The organism is Magnetococcales bacterium (assembly GCA_015228935.1).
In the GTDB taxonomy this organism is placed as follows: domain Bacteria; phylum Pseudomonadota; class Magnetococcia; order Magnetococcales; family DC0425bin3; genus HA3dbin3.
On sequence record JADGCO010000037.1, the window covers coordinates 1 to 17,249 of the forward strand.

Here is a 17,249-nt window from a genome sequence, read left to right on the forward strand (position 1 = left end):
ATTACGAAAAAAAATACGCCGCCCACGGCCCGGTTGCCGTGGTCTGCCGCAAGCGTGGCGACAAACCCGGGGATGACCTCTACAAATTGCACAACATTCAATATCTGAAAGAGACTCAGGAGTTTGCCACCCGGGACCAGGATCCAGAGAAGGTTTATGATCCCCCAACCGGCTGGTCATGATCTTTCGGTGGATCAGGACTCTTTGCGGGAGGTATAGCGGGTCCGAACCACGCCATCCAATTGCAGACCGAAATCCGGATAGCTTTTGACAACCCGGGTGAAATCACTCCTGCTCAACACGTAGAGATCGCAGAAGGTAATGGCCCGCACCGTGGCTGTTCTTTCCACATCCCGCAACAGGGCCACTTCCCCGAAGAAGGAACCGGCCCGCAGCTTGACCAGCGGATGTCCTTCCGGGGTCAGGACCTCCACCACACCGTGACTCAGGAAAAACATTTCATCGCCTTTGTCGCCGGCGCGAATCACCTGTTCGCGTGGGGTGCAGATACGGGTGGTCAGACACTCGACCATATCCGACAGACACTCTTCGGAGGCCTGGGCAAAAAAGGGCACGTTGCGCAACATGACCATGTTGACGTACCGGTTGATTTCCCTTTGCAACTCTGGCGGCAGCTCCTGAAGAATTTCGGAGGTCAAAGCCGCCCTTTCCGTCATGAAATGATTGTAGAAGCTGAAAATATCACCCTGGAGACGCAAGGGGATGTTGTACTGTCGCATGAAGGCAGAGAGGGCAGCGAATTTTTCCTGGCGCCGGTTTTCGAACGAGTTGGCGTTGGCGATGGTGGTGGAAATGTTGCCGATGATGAAACCATACATGCCGATGCCGACCACCATTACCAGGGTGGCATAGATGCGTGAAATATCCGTCGTGGGCGTAATATCTCCATAGCCGACCGTCGCCACGGTGACCACGAGCCAATACATGGCCTGGATGTAGATGGAGAGCGGCTCCTTGTTGGGCGTTTCGTGGAGAAGGATCCAGCCACAGGCCAGGGCATTGAGTCCCATGACCACCCAGAACAACATTTTCAGCACTTTCAACCGGTGACTGGCCCCCAATCGGATGGTGTCAACCAGGGCATGTTCGGTATGAGAACGCAGGTCGGCCATGACACTGGGAACCAGCACGAGACGCAGGGCGCGTGTCAAACGCACGGTGCGTATCAAGGCCAGCGCTTGCGGATCGTTGCCAAAATAGAACAAACACAACAGATCCCAGGGAATTGTGGAAATGAGATCGATGATAAACCGGCTCTTCAAATAGCGTCTGCGGATGGCATGGATATCCGTGATCTGTTCACCATCCTTCAGAAAGGGGGTGTGAAAGTTGACATACATATCCACCATGAAAAATATGGTCAAAACCACATCCAGCATGTAGGACCAGTCGGGAATATCCAGTTTGAGAGCGATTTCAATCGGTACGGAAAGTCCATACCAACTGACCGCCATGAGAATGACGTAGTCCCAATAGATGCGGAAGCGTCCCTTGGGTATCAGGAAGGATTGTTTCTTTTCGGACATGCGGCCCATCCACACTGAAAATTCAGATCGTCAAACTTTCCACATGGCTCCAGACGGGACACACCCCCAAAACGCCCATCCCACCCGGCTACATCGCAATTATGGAGTCAGACCTGAGCGTCCGTAAAGGGTCTGTTAAAAAATTTTCGATCTGGATTGTTGTGGATTTCACAACCGAAGGAGTGACCAGACCGCAAAGAGTGGCCAGACCAGAGGATTGACCTGGAATCATCCGATACAAAAGGACTGCAAACAGAATGGCCGGAGATGATTCGGCAATCTCCGGCCATGATTCTGCATGCCCGGCTGGACATGCCTGAACTGAAATTCGGAAAGGATCCAGGGATACCTGGGATCCTTGCCGTGGGATCAGATTTGATTCCGTATGCGACTGCCGCTCGTGGCGACTGCCGATTGAAAGGCAACCAGATTGCCGAAGCTTTCCACGGGAGTCTCATAGAAGAGCCGTTCCAGGTGTTCTGCTGCATCGACGGCCTCATCCCGGGTCAATCCTTCCGCAATGACCCGGCCATTATGGCACAGGAAAAAACCAACTCCACCATCGTCAATACGAAAATGCTTCATGATACGTCCTCCTTCTTTCTTTTTATATAGCCTTCCGTAGATGCCACTCGGCACGCCCTGTGTCTCGCAAAACAAATGCCAAACAAATAAATTTTGTTGAACAAAAATTAAATCAACAAGTTGGCTACACCCGGCCTTGTTTCATGCTTCCTTTCAACCGGAACTCCCCTCCCGGGAACAGTGACTATCGGCAAGGAATGCCGGGCGGATGGGAAAATTGTGACCCGGCTGCACACGGAAAAAAAATGTCCCGCAAATCAAATCCTGGCATCAGGATGGTTTCTTATGATCGACAGAAATGGCATACTGCATCGTTCGAGAGTGTCCAGCGCCCGACAGGAGCCTGTGTCACCCAATGATCTGGACACCCAAGCCGGATATCGGTCCGATCAAGACAAACCAAACGGTTCGGATCCCCTTGTCGTGCTGATTCTGCAATGAGGCTGACCCCATGAGGATTTTGATCGTCGATGACCAGTTCAACAATCGCATGCTGCTGGAAAAAATCCTGACCAAATACGGCTCCTGCGATTTTGCCGCCAATGGTCTGGAGGCTGTGGAAACGTTCCAGTTTGCCCTGGAAGATGGCAACCCCTACAACCTCGTATGCCTGGATATCATGATGCCCGTCATGGATGGCCAGGAAGCCCTGGCACGCATGCGGGAAATCGAGGACAAAAGCGGTATCAGCTCTTCCTCTCCGGCGGTGATTTTCATGATCAGCGCCCTGGATACCGAAGAACAGGTCGTCAAGGCCTTTTTCCGGGGAGGCTGCAACGATTACATCACCAAACCGGTCACAACGGCCAAGATTTTGCAGAAACTCAAAGAGTACGGTCTCGTCTCCGAGTAGGCTCCATCCGGATTCCGGCAGGGTCAACCCCGGAAACCTCTTGTCGTGGATATTCCATCATGGATTCATTGCTGATCGTCGAAGATTCGCGGAGCTTCGCCTCCCTGCTCAGAAGTCGCCTGCAGGCAACCTTTCCCTGTGAAGTGATTCTGGCCCGTGACTATGCCGAGGCCCAAAAATGGGTCACATCGAAACGGGGCGGCTGTTTTCTGGGTATCCTCGATCTGCATCTTCCCGACGCCCAGGATGGCGAAATCGTCGATCTGATCCTCTCACACAAAATTCCCGCCATCGTTTTGACTGGAGAGTTCAAGGAGGATTTGCGCAGCAAGGTCCTTTCCAAGGGAGTGCTGGACTATTTCATCAAGGATAGCGTTCACGTCATTGATTCGGTCATTTATTTTATCCAGCGCCTGCGGCAGAACCAGAATATTCAGGTCCTGGTGGTGGACGACTCCCGCAGTTTTCGTTTCAGCCTGTGCCGGTTTTTGCGTCTGTATGGTTTCAAGGTGCTGGAGGCAGCCGACGGCAAACAGGCCTTGCAGGTCCTGGATGAAAACAATGTGCGCATGGTGATCTCCGACTACGAAATGCCGGGCATGGATGGTTTCCAGTTGACCAAACAAATCCGCGCCAAATATCCCCGCGACCACGTGGCCGTCATCGGTCTCTCCTCGCATGGAGACATGAATCTCGCCGCACAGTTCATCAAGGCCGGAGCCAACGATTTCTTGATCAAACCGTTTCGCAATGAAGAACTGTTCTGCCGCGTCTCGCAAAACGTCGAGCTGATCGAAAAATATGAAGCTCTGGAAGGCCTGGTTCAGGAACGCACCAAACGTCTGGAAGAGACCCTCGTCAAACTCCGCAGCCGGGAAAATCACCTCAAATCAGTCCTGGAAAGTGCCCTGGATGCCATCGTGACCATCGACAAGGACGGACGCCTGGTCGATTTCAATCCGGCAGCGGAAAAATTGTTCGGCTACAGCCGCGACCAACTGCTGGGTAAACCCATTACCGATACGATCATGCCCCCGCACGCCCGCGATGCCCACAATGCGGCGTTTTCCCGGCGGCTTACCTTGGGAGAAGAGACCGTCAACCTGAAACGACGGGTCGAAGTCCAGGGTTTGCGACGGGATGGTCTGGTAATCGACCTGGAAATGGCTCTGACCTCCCTGAGCAACGATGGCCGCCTGTTCTTCACCGGCTTCATGCACGACATCACCGAACGCAAGCAGCTCGTCAAATCCCTGGAAGAAACCTTGACCGTGGCCGAGTCGGCCAACCGGGCCAAAAGCGAATTCCTGGCCAACATGAGCCATGAAATCCGTACCCCCATGAATGCCGTCATCGGCATGACGGATCTGCTTCTGGAAGGAAATCCCTCGCCAGAGCAGCGAGAATATCTTGAAATTGTTCAGAATTCTTCCAGATCCCTGCTGGAGCTGATCAATGGCATTCTGGACCTTTCCAAAATCGAGGCCGGCCACCTCAAACTGGAACAGATTCCCTTCGATCTGTTGGGCCGGGTCGAAAACGCCTGCGAGGGATTGGCCGTCAAGGCCCACCAGAAAGATCTCGATCTGCTGTGCCATGTGGCGCACGATCTTCCGGAAACCCTGGTCGGCGACCCGTTGCGCCTCAATCAGGTGTTGATCAACCTGCTCAGCAATGCCATCAAGTTTACCAATGCTGGAGAAGTGGTGTTGCGGGTGCGCGCTGCCCAGCCGGGCGATGTGCCGGGCAACAAGGTGCGTCCACCGGGATTGGGCAATCGGGCCATGCTCCATTTTTCCGTCACGGATACGGGTGTCGGTATCCCGCGTGATCGACAGGAAAAAATATTTGAACGCTTTACCCAGGCAGACGGTTCCACAACGCGACAGTTCGGAGGATCCGGGCTGGGGTTGACCATCAGCCGCAGTCTGGTAGCCATGATGAGCGGCGAAATGTGGGTGGAAAGCGAAGAGGGATTTGGCAGCACGTTTCATTTCACGGCTGAATTCGGTCTGGGCAAGCGGGGATCCGATCAACCAGGCCGCATCATGGAGGACCGGGTTGGTCATCCGGCAACCGAACAACTGGCTGCCCTCTCCATCCTGACAGTCTGGAAAAGTGCTGTCGGCCGGGAGATCGTGCGGGAAATCCTGACCCACGCCGGTGCCCATGTCCAGGAGGCCTCCGATGTGCCCGAAATGATGGAAGCCCTTGAACGGGCGAAAAAGCGCATGCGTCCCTTTGATGTCCTGGTTCTGGATCATGGTGTCCTGGATCAGGACAACCAGCCGCCGGAGGCGTGGCGCGCCCATGCGGGCTGGCATGGCAATGCGGTTCTTTTGTTGCCGACCCATCTGCGTCTGGAAGATGTTGAAAATGCCTGTCGCCTGGATGGTCAGGTTTGCTGTCGCAAACCCATCAAAAAATTTGCCCTGTTGCGCACCGTCAAACAGACCATGGGTATTGTCGCGTCCCAGGAACCTGCCAAACTTGTCGTCAAGACCGAACCCGCAGCCAAGCCCATGGAGAATCCCAGCCGCATTCTTCTGGTCGAGGATCTGGTCAACAATCAAAAACTGGCCCTGGCCATTCTGGAGCGGGCCGGACACCGGGTCACGGTGGCCAACAATGGCATGGAAGCCCTGGATGCCATGGCCAATGCCGATTTCGATCTGATCCTGATGGACCTGCAAATGCCTGAAATGGATGGCCATGAAACCACCCGGGTCATTCGGGCCGGGGAAGGTCCCATGATCGGCAAGAAGGAAATTCCCATCATCGCCGTGACGGCCCACGCCCTGGAAGAGGAGAGACAGCGTTGTCAGACAGAGGGCATGAACGGCTTCTTGCGCAAACCCTACCGTCCACAGGAACTGATCGACGCCATCAATCCCTTCCTGGCCAAATCGACTGCCGCCCGGCGACCACCACCACCCAAGATCATCAAAACCAGTGAAACACCCGTCCTGAAACCCGTGGTGGGTGATGCGGCAGACTTTGTCCGCAACCGGGAAATTTTCCTGAAGGAAGGACCCGACAAGTTGCGTTCCCTGCAACATCAACTGGAAATCAAGGACCCCATGCAGGCCCGCAAGGCCGCCGAATGGATCAAGAATGCCGCTACTGATGTGGGAGCATCGCGGGTGCGCATCAAGGCCATGTTGCTGGCCGGCAAGGCAGAAATGAAAAACTGGACCGAGTCCGAAACCATCTTTGCCGATCTCACCCAGGAAGTGGAAAAAGCCTTGGAAATGCTTGCAGAAACGTCCGTTTCCTGAACCCGGGAGGTTCTGCTGCGTCCGCCAAAACTGTGCCGCTGTACGATTGCATCTGGCGTGCAGAGATGAACTTCTTGTTGAAATAAAGACTGGAGGGGAACAGAATGGCCGAAATGTCCAGGATTGCTGACTTCAGGGATATCGGTGCGATTGGTACGGATCAACCCAGGCAGTCGTCCAGCGGTGGCAGCAGTGGAGGAGAGGGTGGGATGGAAGCACGAGTCGCCAAACTTGAATCGGATGTCAGCCACATTCAGACAGATGTGGCGGAGCTGAAGGCAGATATTCGGGAAATTCGGACGGATGTTGGCTTGTTGAAAAATGACGTTGCCGCCATCAAGGCAACGTTGACCGCAGAATTTGCCGCCGTGCGTCGTGAGATGTCCCATTTTGCCACCAGGGATGAGGTCAAGGCCGAGATTAATTCTGTCAAGGCCGAGATCGGTTCTGTCAAGGCCGAGATCAGTTCTGTTAAGGTCGAGGTCAATTTTATCAAGGCCGAGATCAATTCTGTCAGGACTGAAGTCAGTTCTGTCAGGGCTGAAGTCAATTCTGTCAGGACTGAAGTCAGTTCTGTCAGGACTGAAGTCAGTTCTGTCAGGGCTGAAGTCAGTTCTGTCAGGGCTGATATCAGTGCCTTGGGAATGAAAATGGTGATGTGGTACATCGGTTCCACCTTCACGCTGGCCGGGCTTGTTGTCGCGGCACTCAAGCTTCTCCGCTGATTTTTTCTGCCAGCGATTTCGAATGGTAACCCACGATGACTTGGCCCATTGCCACGATGCGCTTCGTCTTATCCGAGAACTAATTGATTTTTAAGTATTTTCAAGCCAGGTGCATGATGCTTCTTCGGATGTGGAATTGTCATGTAAATTCAAGATGAACTGGTCATGGCAAGGCACCACCGAATTTTCCCGGAAACCATACTGCAAAATGGACGGGGTCAAAACGGGGGGATAAAATTGGTTGGGGTATCCCAGGGAATTTTTTGTTCCGGATCCATCCAGGTGGGAACCAGGCCGGCCAGCAGACGGGCCACTTCCAGGACCGAGTTGGGCGTGGGAAAGCGACGGACATGGACCCCATCGAACCGGCTGGGAAAGTTGTATCCCCCATAGGCTGAATAGAGGTAACGATACACGGAGCGTGCCTTGAGAAAAGCCTCCCGGGTGATGTTTTTGCCATGCACGCCGAATGGAAAGGCAAAATGGTGAACCGGTTCGTCCAGGATCTCTTCCAGTATTTCCCGACTGCGCTGCAATTCAAAATCGACCTGCGGCCCCGTATTCTGCCCCAGATCGGCGTGCCACATGGTGTGGGAACCGATGCCGAAACCACGGCGACGCAAAGTTCGCACATCATCCGCTGTCAATAGATCAAATCCCAACGGCGTTGCCCGTTCCAGCATCAATCCAGGCGAAATGAACAACGTCGCCGGATGACCGTGCATTTCCAGCCAGGGCAGGGCCGTGATCAGGTCGCTTGCATAACCGTCATCGATGGTAATGGCCACGGCCAGGCGGGAATTGTGGCCACTGGCCAAACGCCGGACGGCCATGTCCAGGGAGATCACTTCCGCATGTTGATGTATGAAGGTGATCTGACGGACAAACTCTTCCAGGGGCAGGGTGATGCCATGCCCATGATCGTTGGCGGTGCGATGATAGTACAAAACCACGATGGGGGCATCCCCGACGGCGATCCGATGCGCCAGGTGTTCCTGACCGGCCTGACGGGATTGGAGGTATTGAGCAGACTCCTGGAGAATGGCACCGGACCGCTCTTCCGAAGCGTGATGCCGGTACCGCGGCATTTCCAGGATCCGCTGCCGGCGCTGCCGGGCCACCCGACCAGAAAAAATGTTCGCAAAACCGGCCTGGGGGTCCGGATGGAACGAGTGTCCACGTCCACCTGGCAGGGTCAGGGGCGCACGGCCGATCAAACCGGCTTGATTGGCACAAAAATTTTGCATCCATTCCCGGATCAGAAGCAGACTCGACTGTGTCCCCAGAATGGCCAGGCTTTCCAGGGTCGCACAAGGCTCAATGGCGAGAAGACGTTGGGCGGCAATTTCGCCGGCAGCCCGCTCTGGAGACCCCCACCAGCGCAGGGTCAACAGGATGTGTTCGCGAGCGGTCAGGAGTTCCAGGAGACCCGGTTGCCAGGCAATCCTGCCGGGCAGCAACGGTCCACCATAAACCTGCAAGGATCCCAGATGGGGTACCTGCAACAAGGAGGTCTCCGACCAGCCGTCTGCCAGGACGATGCCCAAATCCGGTTGGCGGCGTGCCAACTCCCTGCCGATGCTCCGGGGAGAGTCGGCATCCAGGCAATCACAGGCAATTCCAAAGTCCTGACACCAGGCAACCCAGGAAGCCGGAGTCACGGCACGGGCCGGATAATCTGCCGTAAACGCCTGCTCCACAGCCCGGACGGCCTGCCGGATCGGCAAATCCGGACCCCGCTCTGCCCAGTATCCTGGAAAACGATAGATTCCCCGTTTCAACAGGCTTTTCCGGTGCCCCGAGCAACATCGACCACTGGCCACCACAACCCCGTCCAGAATCACTCCGCGCATGCCAGCCAGTTCACGCACCAGCCAGAGAGGACCGGGGGCCGGTGATGCCGCCACGAAAAAGATCAATTTGAGTGGACGCATCACAAACAGTTCATTTGATGTTGTACTGGTCCAGTTTCCGGTACAGATTGCTGCGGCTCATACCCAATATTTTGGCCGCAACGATTTTTTTCCAATGTGCCGCTTCCAGGGCTTGAAGGATCCGTCCTTTTTCATCCGGATCCTCATCAGGATTGATGGACGAAGCTGCCGGAAGATGTTTTTCGGCTGCATCGTGATCAGGCGATTTCACCGGTTTCGCACTCCTGGAATCCATTTTTTCCGGAGTGATTCTGTCGGGAAGAATGTCATTTGAAACGATTTCTTCGAGATCGTTTGACCCGGCATTGTTTTCCCCGAAATAATAAGGAGAAAAGTCAGACGAATCGATCTCCCTGTGGAGGGCGGTGAGTCGTTCGGGAACCTCTCCACTCAGGATATCACCGGCACCGGTTTTGTTGAATTTCTGGTACTCCCTGGGCAGATGTTCCATCCGGATTTCATTTTGACGGCAAAAGGCAAAGGCATGTTCGATGACATTTTCCAGTTCCCGAATATTGCCAGGCCAGGCATGCTTCTGGAACAGATCCATGACCGTATGATCCAATCTGTTGATGTGTTTGTTGTGTTTGGTATTGAATTTTTGCAAAAAATGCTGGGTCAGAAGGGGAAGATCGTCGGACCGTTCCCGCAGGGGAGGCAGGTGGATTTCGACCACCTTGAGACGGAAATAGAGATCTTCGCGAAACTCTCCTTCAAGGATGCGTTTTTGCAGATCACGATTGGTGGCGGTGATGATCCGGACATTGACCTTGACCGTGCGCGACTCCCCGACCGGCTCGAACTCCCGTTCCTGGATGATGCGCAGAAGACGGGTCTGCATGGAGTGTGGAATATCCCCGATTTCATCCAGAAAGATGGTCCCCTTGTCGGCCATTTGAAAACGGCCCATGCGGTTTTTGATGGCACCGGTAAACGCCCCCTTGACATGACCGAACAGTTCATCTTCGAGAAGAGACTCCGGCAATCCCGAACAATTGACCTTGATGAAGGGTCCGCCTCTGCGGCGACTCTCCGCGTGCAGGGCCTCGGCAATGAGTTCCTTGCCGGTACCGGATTCGCCGGTGATCAGGATGGTGGTATCCATGCCGGCAACATCTTCGATGAGATTGTAGATTTCCATCATGCGGGCGTTCTGGCCAATGAGGCGATGAAACCGGCTCCGCGGACCGCGCAATGGACCTGGTCCAGTGTGCCGGGTGTGATCGTAAACCACAAACACCACCCCATCAAAACGCCCGGCATTGCCCCAGATTGGTGCGGCAGAGACTTGCATGGAAAGGGACTGTTGATCCTGTTCAAGGGTGCAGGAACGTTCCTCCCGGCGCACGGCCTGACGATTTTCGACAATCCGCTGAAAAATTTCTTCCAGATAGGAACCACACGGCGTCAGTTCCGCAATGGTGATGGGACGTCCGGTATCGGGGGGAAAGCCGCACAAACGGTGGGCAGCCTCATTGGCATTGAGAACAATCATGTTTTCATCGACCAGAATGACAACCTCTTCGACCCCGTCCATGACGGCATCCAGTTGCTGACGCAAAAGGTGGCGCCGCCCGGATACGGCCCGAAACTCCAAGGCCTGTTGGATGGATTTCAATAACCGGGTCGAGGTGACAGGATCGGTCAGATGATCGAAGACCAGAATGGTGATGCCTTCGGAGACGGGTTTGCCACCAACCAGCAGCAGGGGTGCGCCCAGACTCAGCTTCTGGATTTTTCCCAGCCATTCCGGGTCCGGGCCATGGGCCGGGACTCCGACCAGAATGAGATCGAAAGCACCGCCGGTCAGGGCATCCACCGTCGAATCCCTTCCCCGGATGGTCTTGACCTGGAAATTTGTTCCAGACAGCCAAGCTTCAACGGGAACCGGCAGATCGGCCTCTTCGCGTACAATCAAAATGCGGGGCCTGTAGGTCATCGATATCACTCCGCTCCAGCCTGATGACGGGTCAGGGTTCGGGAGTCCATCCCAAACCATCCCTGGTGTATGTCCAGGTTCGTATCCGCCAGGGTTGCCGATTTCGCCTGTCCATTTCCGCCTGTCCATGTCACTTCCGCTCGAACCTGATGACGAATCAGGGTCCGGGCGTTTGTCCCAAACCAGCCAAGGATTATCTCCAGATTTGTGTCCACCAGAGCTTTCGATTCCGCATGACGGGCAAAAAGGAGCTGCTCTGCCTCGCGGATGAGACACTGTCCAAGAGTATGTCCCAGACCGACCATGGGACACTCCAGGCTTGTGTCCATGAAGGTTTCCGGTATTTGTCTGAAGCTCACAGCCGCAAGGGTTTTCGGCTCTGTCTGATGGCCAAAAAGGAGCTGTTCCGCATCGCGGATGAGACACTGTCCAAGAATATGTCCCAGACCGGGCATGAGACACTCCAGGCTCGTGACCGCCAGAGTTTTTGCCCTGCACAATGGTCGAAAATCTGTCGCTGGAACACTTCTGGGACAAAATGTCCTGGACATTTTGTCCCACAGCACCCTTTTGCGCAGGCAAATCTTGCCTCACAGGCGTCCCTCAACGCAAGGAGAGGGGAAATCAAAGAGTTCATCAAACATAATAACTCATAAAAAACAATATATTACAAAATACACACATAATTGCCTCTGGTGATGGCAAGGAAGATGCATATTTATTAGCAAAGCAGAAGATTCTAATGTTGTGATCAAGACCCGGCAGGATGCCACAGGAAGAGCGCCATGAAAACGAAAAAGAAGGAACGTCCCTCTCCGAAGCGACGAACCTCATCCACCTGAATCCGAGCCATCCCCCGGATGGTTGCAGTTTAAAGAACAGAACAAGTTTGCAAGAAGTCTCTGATCCGAAGGAAAGAACCATGAACGCCAAAGGAATGAAATTCACCGCAGCACTGTTGGCCCTGGCCGGGATGGCCGCCTTGTCACAGATGGGGGACAGCCGCTCCGAGTCGGAACCGCAACAACTCACCATGGCTGCCATGGATGGTCAGTTGCAACAGGTCGATCAACTGCTGGCCCAGGGAGCCGATGGCAATGCCCGTGGCTACATGGGTCGCAACGCCCTGATGCTGGCCGCCGAGAATGGTCATGCCGATGTGGTGCGCCACCTGCTCGCCAAAGGGGCGGAAGTGAATGTGCGCGACTCGTGGAACTATACACCCCTGATGCTGGCCGCCCAATGGGGCTCGAAAGAGATCGTTGAAACCCTGATCGCTGCCGGCGCGGATCCGTCCGTACATACACGCAGTGGCATCGATGCTGTCATGCTGGCCGCCCGCTATCAATATCCGGAACTGGTCCAGCTTCTGATCGAGCGCGGTGCCCCGGTGGATCGGGCCGATGCCCAGGGCAAAACAGCCCTGATGCTCGCCTCCGAACGCGGTTTTGACAACGTCGCCAAAGTGCTGCTGGCCCATGGTGCCAACCCCAACCAGCAAGCCCGGGAAGGATATACCGCCCTCATGCTGGCCGCCAAAGGCGGACATGACAAAACCGTCAAGGCCCTCCTGAGTGCCAAGGCCGATTTGAGTCCACAACATGAATGTGGTTGCACAGCACTTCTCCTGGCGGCGGAAAAGGGATACACTGGGATCGTGGAAGACATTCTCGCCAGCGGAGCCAATGTAAACGCTGCCAATGACGAGGGAACCACAGCCCTGATGTTTGCCGCCCGGCACGATCACCTGGACACCGTGCGTGCCCTGATCGCCCGGGGTGCAAACCCGGGTCAGACCGACAAGGAAGGCAAAACCGCCATCGACTATACGACCAGTCGGGATCAGAATTCCGCCATCCGCCGCCTGATCGCCGCCGATGCCGGTCACGCCTGAGGACAGGGGGCAACCTCGCCTTCACCCGGAAATAACGGGGTTGCCCATGGAAACAACACGCTGAAAGAGGCCCGGGGAGACCTGACTCATGACGCAGACCTCCGAAAGGAGAATCGCCACAGCGGTTCTCCTTTCCGTCGTTTCGATCTTCACGTTCCTGTGGGGTTCTCCCGCCCAGGCCATCGATAAAGGCACCAATGCCTACTGTGAACGGTGCCACGGCATGCCCACCCTGGCGCAACACGACCCACGCACCGGTCGGCTCATCAGCCTTTTCGTGGACCAGAAAAAGCTGGAGCAATCCAGCCACAAGAAACAAGAGTGCCTGGATTGTCACGGCAAAGGTTTCAAACAGTACCCGCATGATGCCGCATCAAGTTTGGAAACACGCCATTGTGTCGATTGTCACATGGAAAACAGCCGTTTCCAGCGCAATAAATTCGAGCGCATCGAACGTGAGTTCCTGAACAGCGTTCACTTCCAATCCATGCCGGACCGGTTCGACTGCTTTTCCTGTCACGAACCACACTCCTTCCAGACCGTCCCCAAGGAAAGCGAAATCAGCCTCCTGGTCCTGCGCGACAATCAAATCTGCCTGACCTGCCATAAAACCCAGGCAGGCACCGCTTCCCTGACCAAACGACGCTTCGCCAGCCTGGAAACAACCCACAATTGGCTGCCCCAGGTGGCGTTGCACTGGCGCTCGGTCCGCTGCCTGGAGTGCCATACCCCCACCCTGGGAGGCAATCACGTCATCCTGAAAGCAACCTATGCAGAACGCAATTGCGTGGCCTGCCACACCCGTGACTCCATCCTGTTGACCAAACTTTACAAATTTCGTGCCCAGGAAGATCGCCAGAAAGCCGGATTCATCAACAGCGTGGTCCTCAACGATGCCTATATCGTCGGCATGACGCGCAATGCCTGGCTGGATCGTTTCAGCCTGATCCTGGTTGGTTTGACCCTCCTGGGTGTCACCCTGCACGGATTGGGTCGAATACTCGCCGCCAGGAGATCAAAATGACCTCCCTGTCAATCCTGAACGGCCACATCCTCGCGGATGCCGCCCGGCACGGATCGGGTCGGGCGTCTGCTGCCAGGAGACCGAAACATGAATAAAATGATCGAGTTGTACCCAATATGGTTGCGAATCTGGCACTGGTTCAATGCGGGAAATTTTCTGCTTCTCCTGCTCTCGGGCATGGTGCTGCACTTCCCGGAAGCAACCTTGGGCATCCTCTCGTTTCCTACCGCCCGCATGTTGCATAACCTTTGCGGCGTCCTGATGGCCGTGGGTTACGGAATCTACCTGATCAATTCCATGCTTACCCGGAATTGGCGACATTACCTCCCGGAACACAAAGGTTTCGTGCCGCGCATGCTGGCCCAGATCCGCTTTTATGCCGTGGATATCTTCCAGGGCAAACCTCAACCATTTCCGCCCACGGTGTGCGCCAAGTTCAATCCATTGCAACAAGTCACCTACCTGGGAGTCATGTTTGGCCTCGTGCCGGTACTGGTCGTGACCGGAATTTTGTTCCTCTTTCCCGAATATGCCCCTGACCAGATCCTGGACCGGGGTGGCATCTGGCCGCTGGCCCTGTTGCATCAGGCTACGGCTGCCCTTCTCACCGCTTTTCTCGTGGGCCACATCTACCTGGCCACGGCAGGTGAAACCCCGGCCAGTGAATTCCGTAAAATGCTGACCGGTGAACAAATCCGTGACGACGCCTGAAAGGCCGTCCGTGTCACATACCGACCGGTGAGCCGATCCGCAGTGACACGTTCTTTCCACTTTTTTTGCAGCGATCCAGTGCGGGGGAGTGACACGATGACAGGAAAAACAGCCAATTCCCAAAGTGGCATGGGACACATGACCATCATGGGCCTGCTTGTGGTCGTACTTCTGCTGGCAGGTACCGGCAAGAAGTGGATCTATCCCTATTTTTTTGAACAATATACCGGGGTCGTCAACCGCACCCTGACCTACGCCTCGTCCAAACCGGTCAGTGATGCGGAGTTTGAAATCATCGCCCGGGAGCTGACGGAAAAGCATCGTGCCCAACAGGCCAATCGCATCCTGGAAAAGGAAACCAACCCCTTTGCCCGGCGCATCAAGACCACCATGCTGATGCAAACCCGGTCTTTCCTGCACGAAACCCCTTTTCCCCACATCCGTTATTTCCGGGATGCCGGAATCCGGCAATACGATGGTCCCAGCACCTGCCTGCGCTGCCATGCCACCATGCAGGTGACAGATGCCAAGGGCAAGGTGACCAATGTGGACACCCTGACCGACGTGGTGGAAACGGTGCATTTCAAGTTCCAGCGCAGTGGTCCCGGTTTCAGCACCTACGGCTATGACGGGCGTCAGGTCAATGCCGCAGGTTCCCGGGCCATTCCGGTAGGCAAGATTGACCGGGCCTGTGGTGTACCGGGTTCGTTCTCCTGGACCGGTTGGGCCGAACTGGCTGCCTCACGTCCAAACCAGCCGGAACCTGGCCAGCCAGGCACAGCCACCGCCCCGCATGCACCGGCCAAGAGTACCTTGCCCACACCGGCCAGCGCTGTCCAGAGCGCCATGCCTGCACCGGCCAACACCGTCCAGAGCGTCGCACCCACACCGGCCAACATCATCAAGAGTGATTTGACCGTTCCTTCCGACCCGACCCGGAAAGAAAAGACCGACCCCACAACCGAGGCCAGGACTGTCGCCAAAGCCGATGCCATTCCCGGCCACCCCGAAGGGACCCTCGCCCGCAGTGAAGGGTGTGGACAGTGCCATATCGGCGGCGGCTACCATCCGGCCACGGAAAAAATGATGCCGGTGGGCGATGTCCCGGAAAAGGTCAAGCAGGGAATCGACTGCCTGATCTGTCATGCCCAGGCTTACGATATGAACTATCGGCACGTCATCCAGGATGAGGGCGGAACCCGTTGGAACCAGGATCGTACCCTGAAAGCGGCCCTCACGGTCGGTATTCCCACCAAAGACAACTGCATGTTCTGCCACCAGCACAACATGGGCGGTGACCTGGAAGCCGATCTGGCCGCCAATGCCGCTCCACGCAACCTGGGCTACGAAAATCCGCGCCTGCTGCACCCGGGTGCCAAGCGGGCCAATTCCATCACCGCCGACAATGACGTGCATGCCGCAGCCGGTCTGATCTGCACCGACTGTCATGTCCCACAAGGTCACAAAATACCCCGGGGTACCAAAGGGGTGGATCTGGTGGCCACCGATCTTCCGGAACGGGAGGTCACCTGCGAGGGATGCCATACCAACGCCGCCCACCTGAAATCACCCTATCGGGCCATCCTGAACGGTCATCTGGACCGGGTCTCCTGCGAGGCCTGTCATATCCACAATCTGGGTAGCGACAGCGTCATGCTGCGGGACTGGATCCATCCGGTCTGGAACGAAGAGGAAGGCATCTATGTCTATCGGGATGTCCTGCGTTCCGGCGATCCCGGCAAGGGGTTCCTGTTCTTGTGGTTCAACGGCAATGGCACCTTCCTGGCCAATGCCCTGGGCGACAATCCCCTGGGCGGCAATGGCTACAATCCCCTCATGAACCAGATGGCCCGCATCGACGATCCGCAACTCATCGAACAGGTGCGGCAGGCGGCTCTGGAAATCAAGAAAAAACATCCCGAGCTCGATGTGGATCGCTATGTGCGCGAGGTGACACAGCCCCTGACACAGCTCACCCCGGAGATGCTCGCCAAACGCCAACGCATGATCGAAGAGAATATCCGGCCCGTCATGAAACAGGGACACAGCCGGATCTACCCCTTCAAGGTATTCAATGCAATCATGTATGAAGACATGTCCAACCAGGGACCGTTCGGGGCCATGATCCTCCCCTTTGACTATCCCACCTACTATGAAAAGGGCGATGCCCTGGCCTCCATGGTGGAAGCCATCAAGAGTCCCATCGTCCGGCGGATGTATCAGATTCCCTTCACCCAGTACATGATGAACGAGTTCATGAACTATTTCGGGGTGGAAAAGTGGTCCGGCATCTATCCCATGACCGATGATGGCAAGTTGCGCAATGTCGAATCCCACTGGATGCGGCAGATGGGGACCCTGATGATCAATCATGGCATCAAACGCGAAGGTCGCGGGTGCCGCGAGTGTCATGATCCCAAAGGCATCATCAATTTCAAGGCGTTGGGTTACCCAGAAGAGCGGATTCGGGATTTGACGCAGTTGCCCGAGTTGGAAAAAATTTCCTACACGCCCACCCAGACAACCAAAACGCCGAAACCGGCAACAAGTGGTCCGTCACCCGCCATGGGGGGTATGCCATCGGGTCAGCCATCCGGTGGAGGTGCATCCGGTGCGCCACTTCAGCCGCATCATCCCGGCATGATGCGCCCGCACATGCCGCCGATGGGGTATCCACCGCGAACCTATTGATCGCCCGAGTATCCAGCCAAGGCGGTCCCCCAAAGGGGGACCGCCTTTTGTTTCCTGATCCCTTGCAA

At 55.7% G+C, this 17,249-nt stretch carries 13 protein-coding genes; 8 read left to right on the top strand and 5 right to left on the bottom strand.

Going from position 1 to position 17,249, the window contains the following annotated elements:
• Nucleotides 1–182, top strand: a 182-nt coding sequence (locus tag HQL65_10460) for a hypothetical protein (protein MBF0136652.1), incomplete at its 5' end; no start/stop codon positions are given.
• Between the two features lie 12 nt (nucleotides 183–194).
• On the opposite strand, the gene HQL65_10465 is transcribed toward HQL65_10460, so the two are convergent.
• Together HQL65_10465 and HQL65_10470 are read right to left on the bottom strand one after the other, a co-directional pair.
• Nucleotides 195–1,547, bottom strand: coding sequence for an ion transporter (locus HQL65_10465; GenBank protein MBF0136653.1), 1,353 nt, complete (start codon nucleotides 1,545–1,547; stop codon nucleotides 195–197).
• A gap of 369 nt (nucleotides 1,548–1,916) precedes the next feature.
• On the bottom strand, nucleotides 1,917–2,132 hold the full coding sequence (locus HQL65_10470; protein MBF0136654.1) for a hypothetical protein: 216 nt from the start codon (nucleotides 2,130–2,132) through the stop codon (nucleotides 1,917–1,919).
• Between the two features lie 451 nt (nucleotides 2,133–2,583).
• On the opposite strand from HQL65_10470, the gene HQL65_10475 reads away from it, so the two are divergent.
• From HQL65_10475 to HQL65_10485, 3 genes are all read left to right on the top strand, one after another.
• On the top strand, nucleotides 2,584–2,985 hold the full coding sequence (locus HQL65_10475; protein ID MBF0136655.1) for a response regulator: 402 nt from the start codon (nucleotides 2,584–2,586) through the stop codon (nucleotides 2,983–2,985).
• 59 nt (nucleotides 2,986–3,044) lie between these two features.
• On the top strand, nucleotides 3,045–6,263 hold the full coding sequence (locus HQL65_10480; GenBank protein ID MBF0136656.1) for a response regulator: 3,219 nt from the start codon (nucleotides 3,045–3,047) through the stop codon (nucleotides 6,261–6,263).
• A 209-nt stretch (nucleotides 6,264–6,472) separates the two neighbouring features.
• Nucleotides 6,473–6,988: a hypothetical protein gene (locus HQL65_10485; protein MBF0136657.1), complete on the top strand. Its 516-nt coding sequence runs from the start codon at nucleotides 6,473–6,475 to the stop codon at nucleotides 6,986–6,988.
• A 218-nt stretch (nucleotides 6,989–7,206) separates the two neighbouring features.
• Here HQL65_10485 and HQL65_10490 read toward each other — a convergent pair whose 3' ends face one another.
• Genes HQL65_10490 through HQL65_10500 form a run of 3 tightly spaced genes read right to left on the bottom strand, consistent with a single transcriptional unit; the run spans nucleotide 7,207 to nucleotide 11,316 of the window.
• Nucleotides 7,207–8,922, bottom strand: coding sequence for a polysaccharide deacetylase family protein (locus tag HQL65_10490; GenBank protein ID MBF0136658.1), 1,716 nt, complete (start codon nucleotides 8,920–8,922; stop codon nucleotides 7,207–7,209).
• 10 nt (nucleotides 8,923–8,932) lie between these two features.
• Nucleotides 8,933–10,861 (bottom strand): sigma 54-interacting transcriptional regulator, encoded by a 1,929-nt coding sequence (locus HQL65_10495; GenBank protein MBF0136659.1) that lies wholly within the window; start codon nucleotides 10,859–10,861, stop codon nucleotides 8,933–8,935.
• 5 nt (nucleotides 10,862–10,866) lie between these two features.
• Nucleotides 10,867–11,316, bottom strand: coding sequence for a hypothetical protein (locus HQL65_10500; GenBank protein ID MBF0136660.1), 450 nt, complete (start codon nucleotides 11,314–11,316; stop codon nucleotides 10,867–10,869).
• Nucleotides 11,317–11,783: 467 nt separating this feature from the next.
• Between HQL65_10500 and HQL65_10505 the strand changes: the two genes are divergently transcribed.
• From HQL65_10505 to HQL65_10520, 4 genes are all read left to right on the top strand, one after another.
• Nucleotides 11,784–12,755 carry an ankyrin repeat domain-containing protein gene (locus tag HQL65_10505; protein MBF0136661.1) on the top strand — a complete coding sequence of 324 codons (972 nt, stop codon included), beginning with the start codon at nucleotides 11,784–11,786 and terminating at the stop codon, nucleotides 12,753–12,755.
• Between the two features lie 88 nt (nucleotides 12,756–12,843).
• Nucleotides 12,844–13,779, top strand: coding sequence for a cytochrome c3 family protein (locus HQL65_10510; GenBank protein ID MBF0136662.1), 936 nt, complete (start codon nucleotides 12,844–12,846; stop codon nucleotides 13,777–13,779).
• An 87-nt stretch (nucleotides 13,780–13,866) separates the two neighbouring features.
• Nucleotides 13,867–14,490 (top strand): cytochrome b/b6 domain-containing protein, encoded by a 624-nt coding sequence (locus HQL65_10515; protein ID MBF0136663.1) that lies wholly within the window; start codon nucleotides 13,867–13,869, stop codon nucleotides 14,488–14,490.
• Nucleotides 14,491–14,586: 96 nt separating this feature from the next.
• Nucleotides 14,587–17,181, top strand: a complete 2,595-nt coding sequence (locus HQL65_10520) for a nitrite reductase (GenBank protein ID MBF0136664.1) — start codon at nucleotides 14,587–14,589, stop codon at nucleotides 17,179–17,181.
• The last annotated feature ends 68 nt before the right edge of the window (nucleotides 17,182–17,249 follow it).

What these genes read in the sequence shown, in the direction of transcription:
- HQL65_10465 (MBF0136653.1), bottom strand. Translation starts at nt 1,547, where the DNA reads ATGTCCGAAAAGAAACAATCCTTCCTGATACCCAAGGGACGCTTCCGC.
- HQL65_10470 (MBF0136654.1), bottom strand. Translation starts at nt 2,132, where the DNA reads ATGAAGCATTTTCGTATTGACGATGGTGGAGTTGGTTTTTTCCTGTGC.
- HQL65_10475 (MBF0136655.1), top strand. Translation starts at nt 2,584, where the DNA reads ATGAGGATTTTGATCGTCGATGACCAGTTCAACAATCGCATGCTGCTG.
- HQL65_10480 (MBF0136656.1), top strand. Translation starts at nt 3,045, where the DNA reads ATGGATTCATTGCTGATCGTCGAAGATTCGCGGAGCTTCGCCTCCCTG.
- HQL65_10485 (MBF0136657.1), top strand. Translation starts at nt 6,473, where the DNA reads ATGGAAGCACGAGTCGCCAAACTTGAATCGGATGTCAGCCACATTCAG.
- HQL65_10490 (MBF0136658.1), bottom strand. Translation starts at nt 8,922, where the DNA reads ATGCGTCCACTCAAATTGATCTTTTTCGTGGCGGCATCACCGGCCCCC.
- HQL65_10495 (MBF0136659.1), bottom strand. Translation starts at nt 10,861, where the DNA reads ATGACCTACAGGCCCCGCATTTTGATTGTACGCGAAGAGGCCGATCTG.
- HQL65_10500 (MBF0136660.1), bottom strand. Translation starts at nt 11,316, where the DNA reads ATGCCCGGTCTGGGACATATTCTTGGACAGTGTCTCATCCGCGATGCG.
- HQL65_10505 (MBF0136661.1), top strand. Translation starts at nt 11,784, where the DNA reads ATGAACGCCAAAGGAATGAAATTCACCGCAGCACTGTTGGCCCTGGCC.
- HQL65_10510 (MBF0136662.1), top strand. Translation starts at nt 12,844, where the DNA reads ATGACGCAGACCTCCGAAAGGAGAATCGCCACAGCGGTTCTCCTTTCC.
- HQL65_10515 (MBF0136663.1), top strand. Translation starts at nt 13,867, where the DNA reads ATGAATAAAATGATCGAGTTGTACCCAATATGGTTGCGAATCTGGCAC.
- HQL65_10520 (MBF0136664.1), top strand. Translation starts at nt 14,587, where the DNA reads ATGACAGGAAAAACAGCCAATTCCCAAAGTGGCATGGGACACATGACC.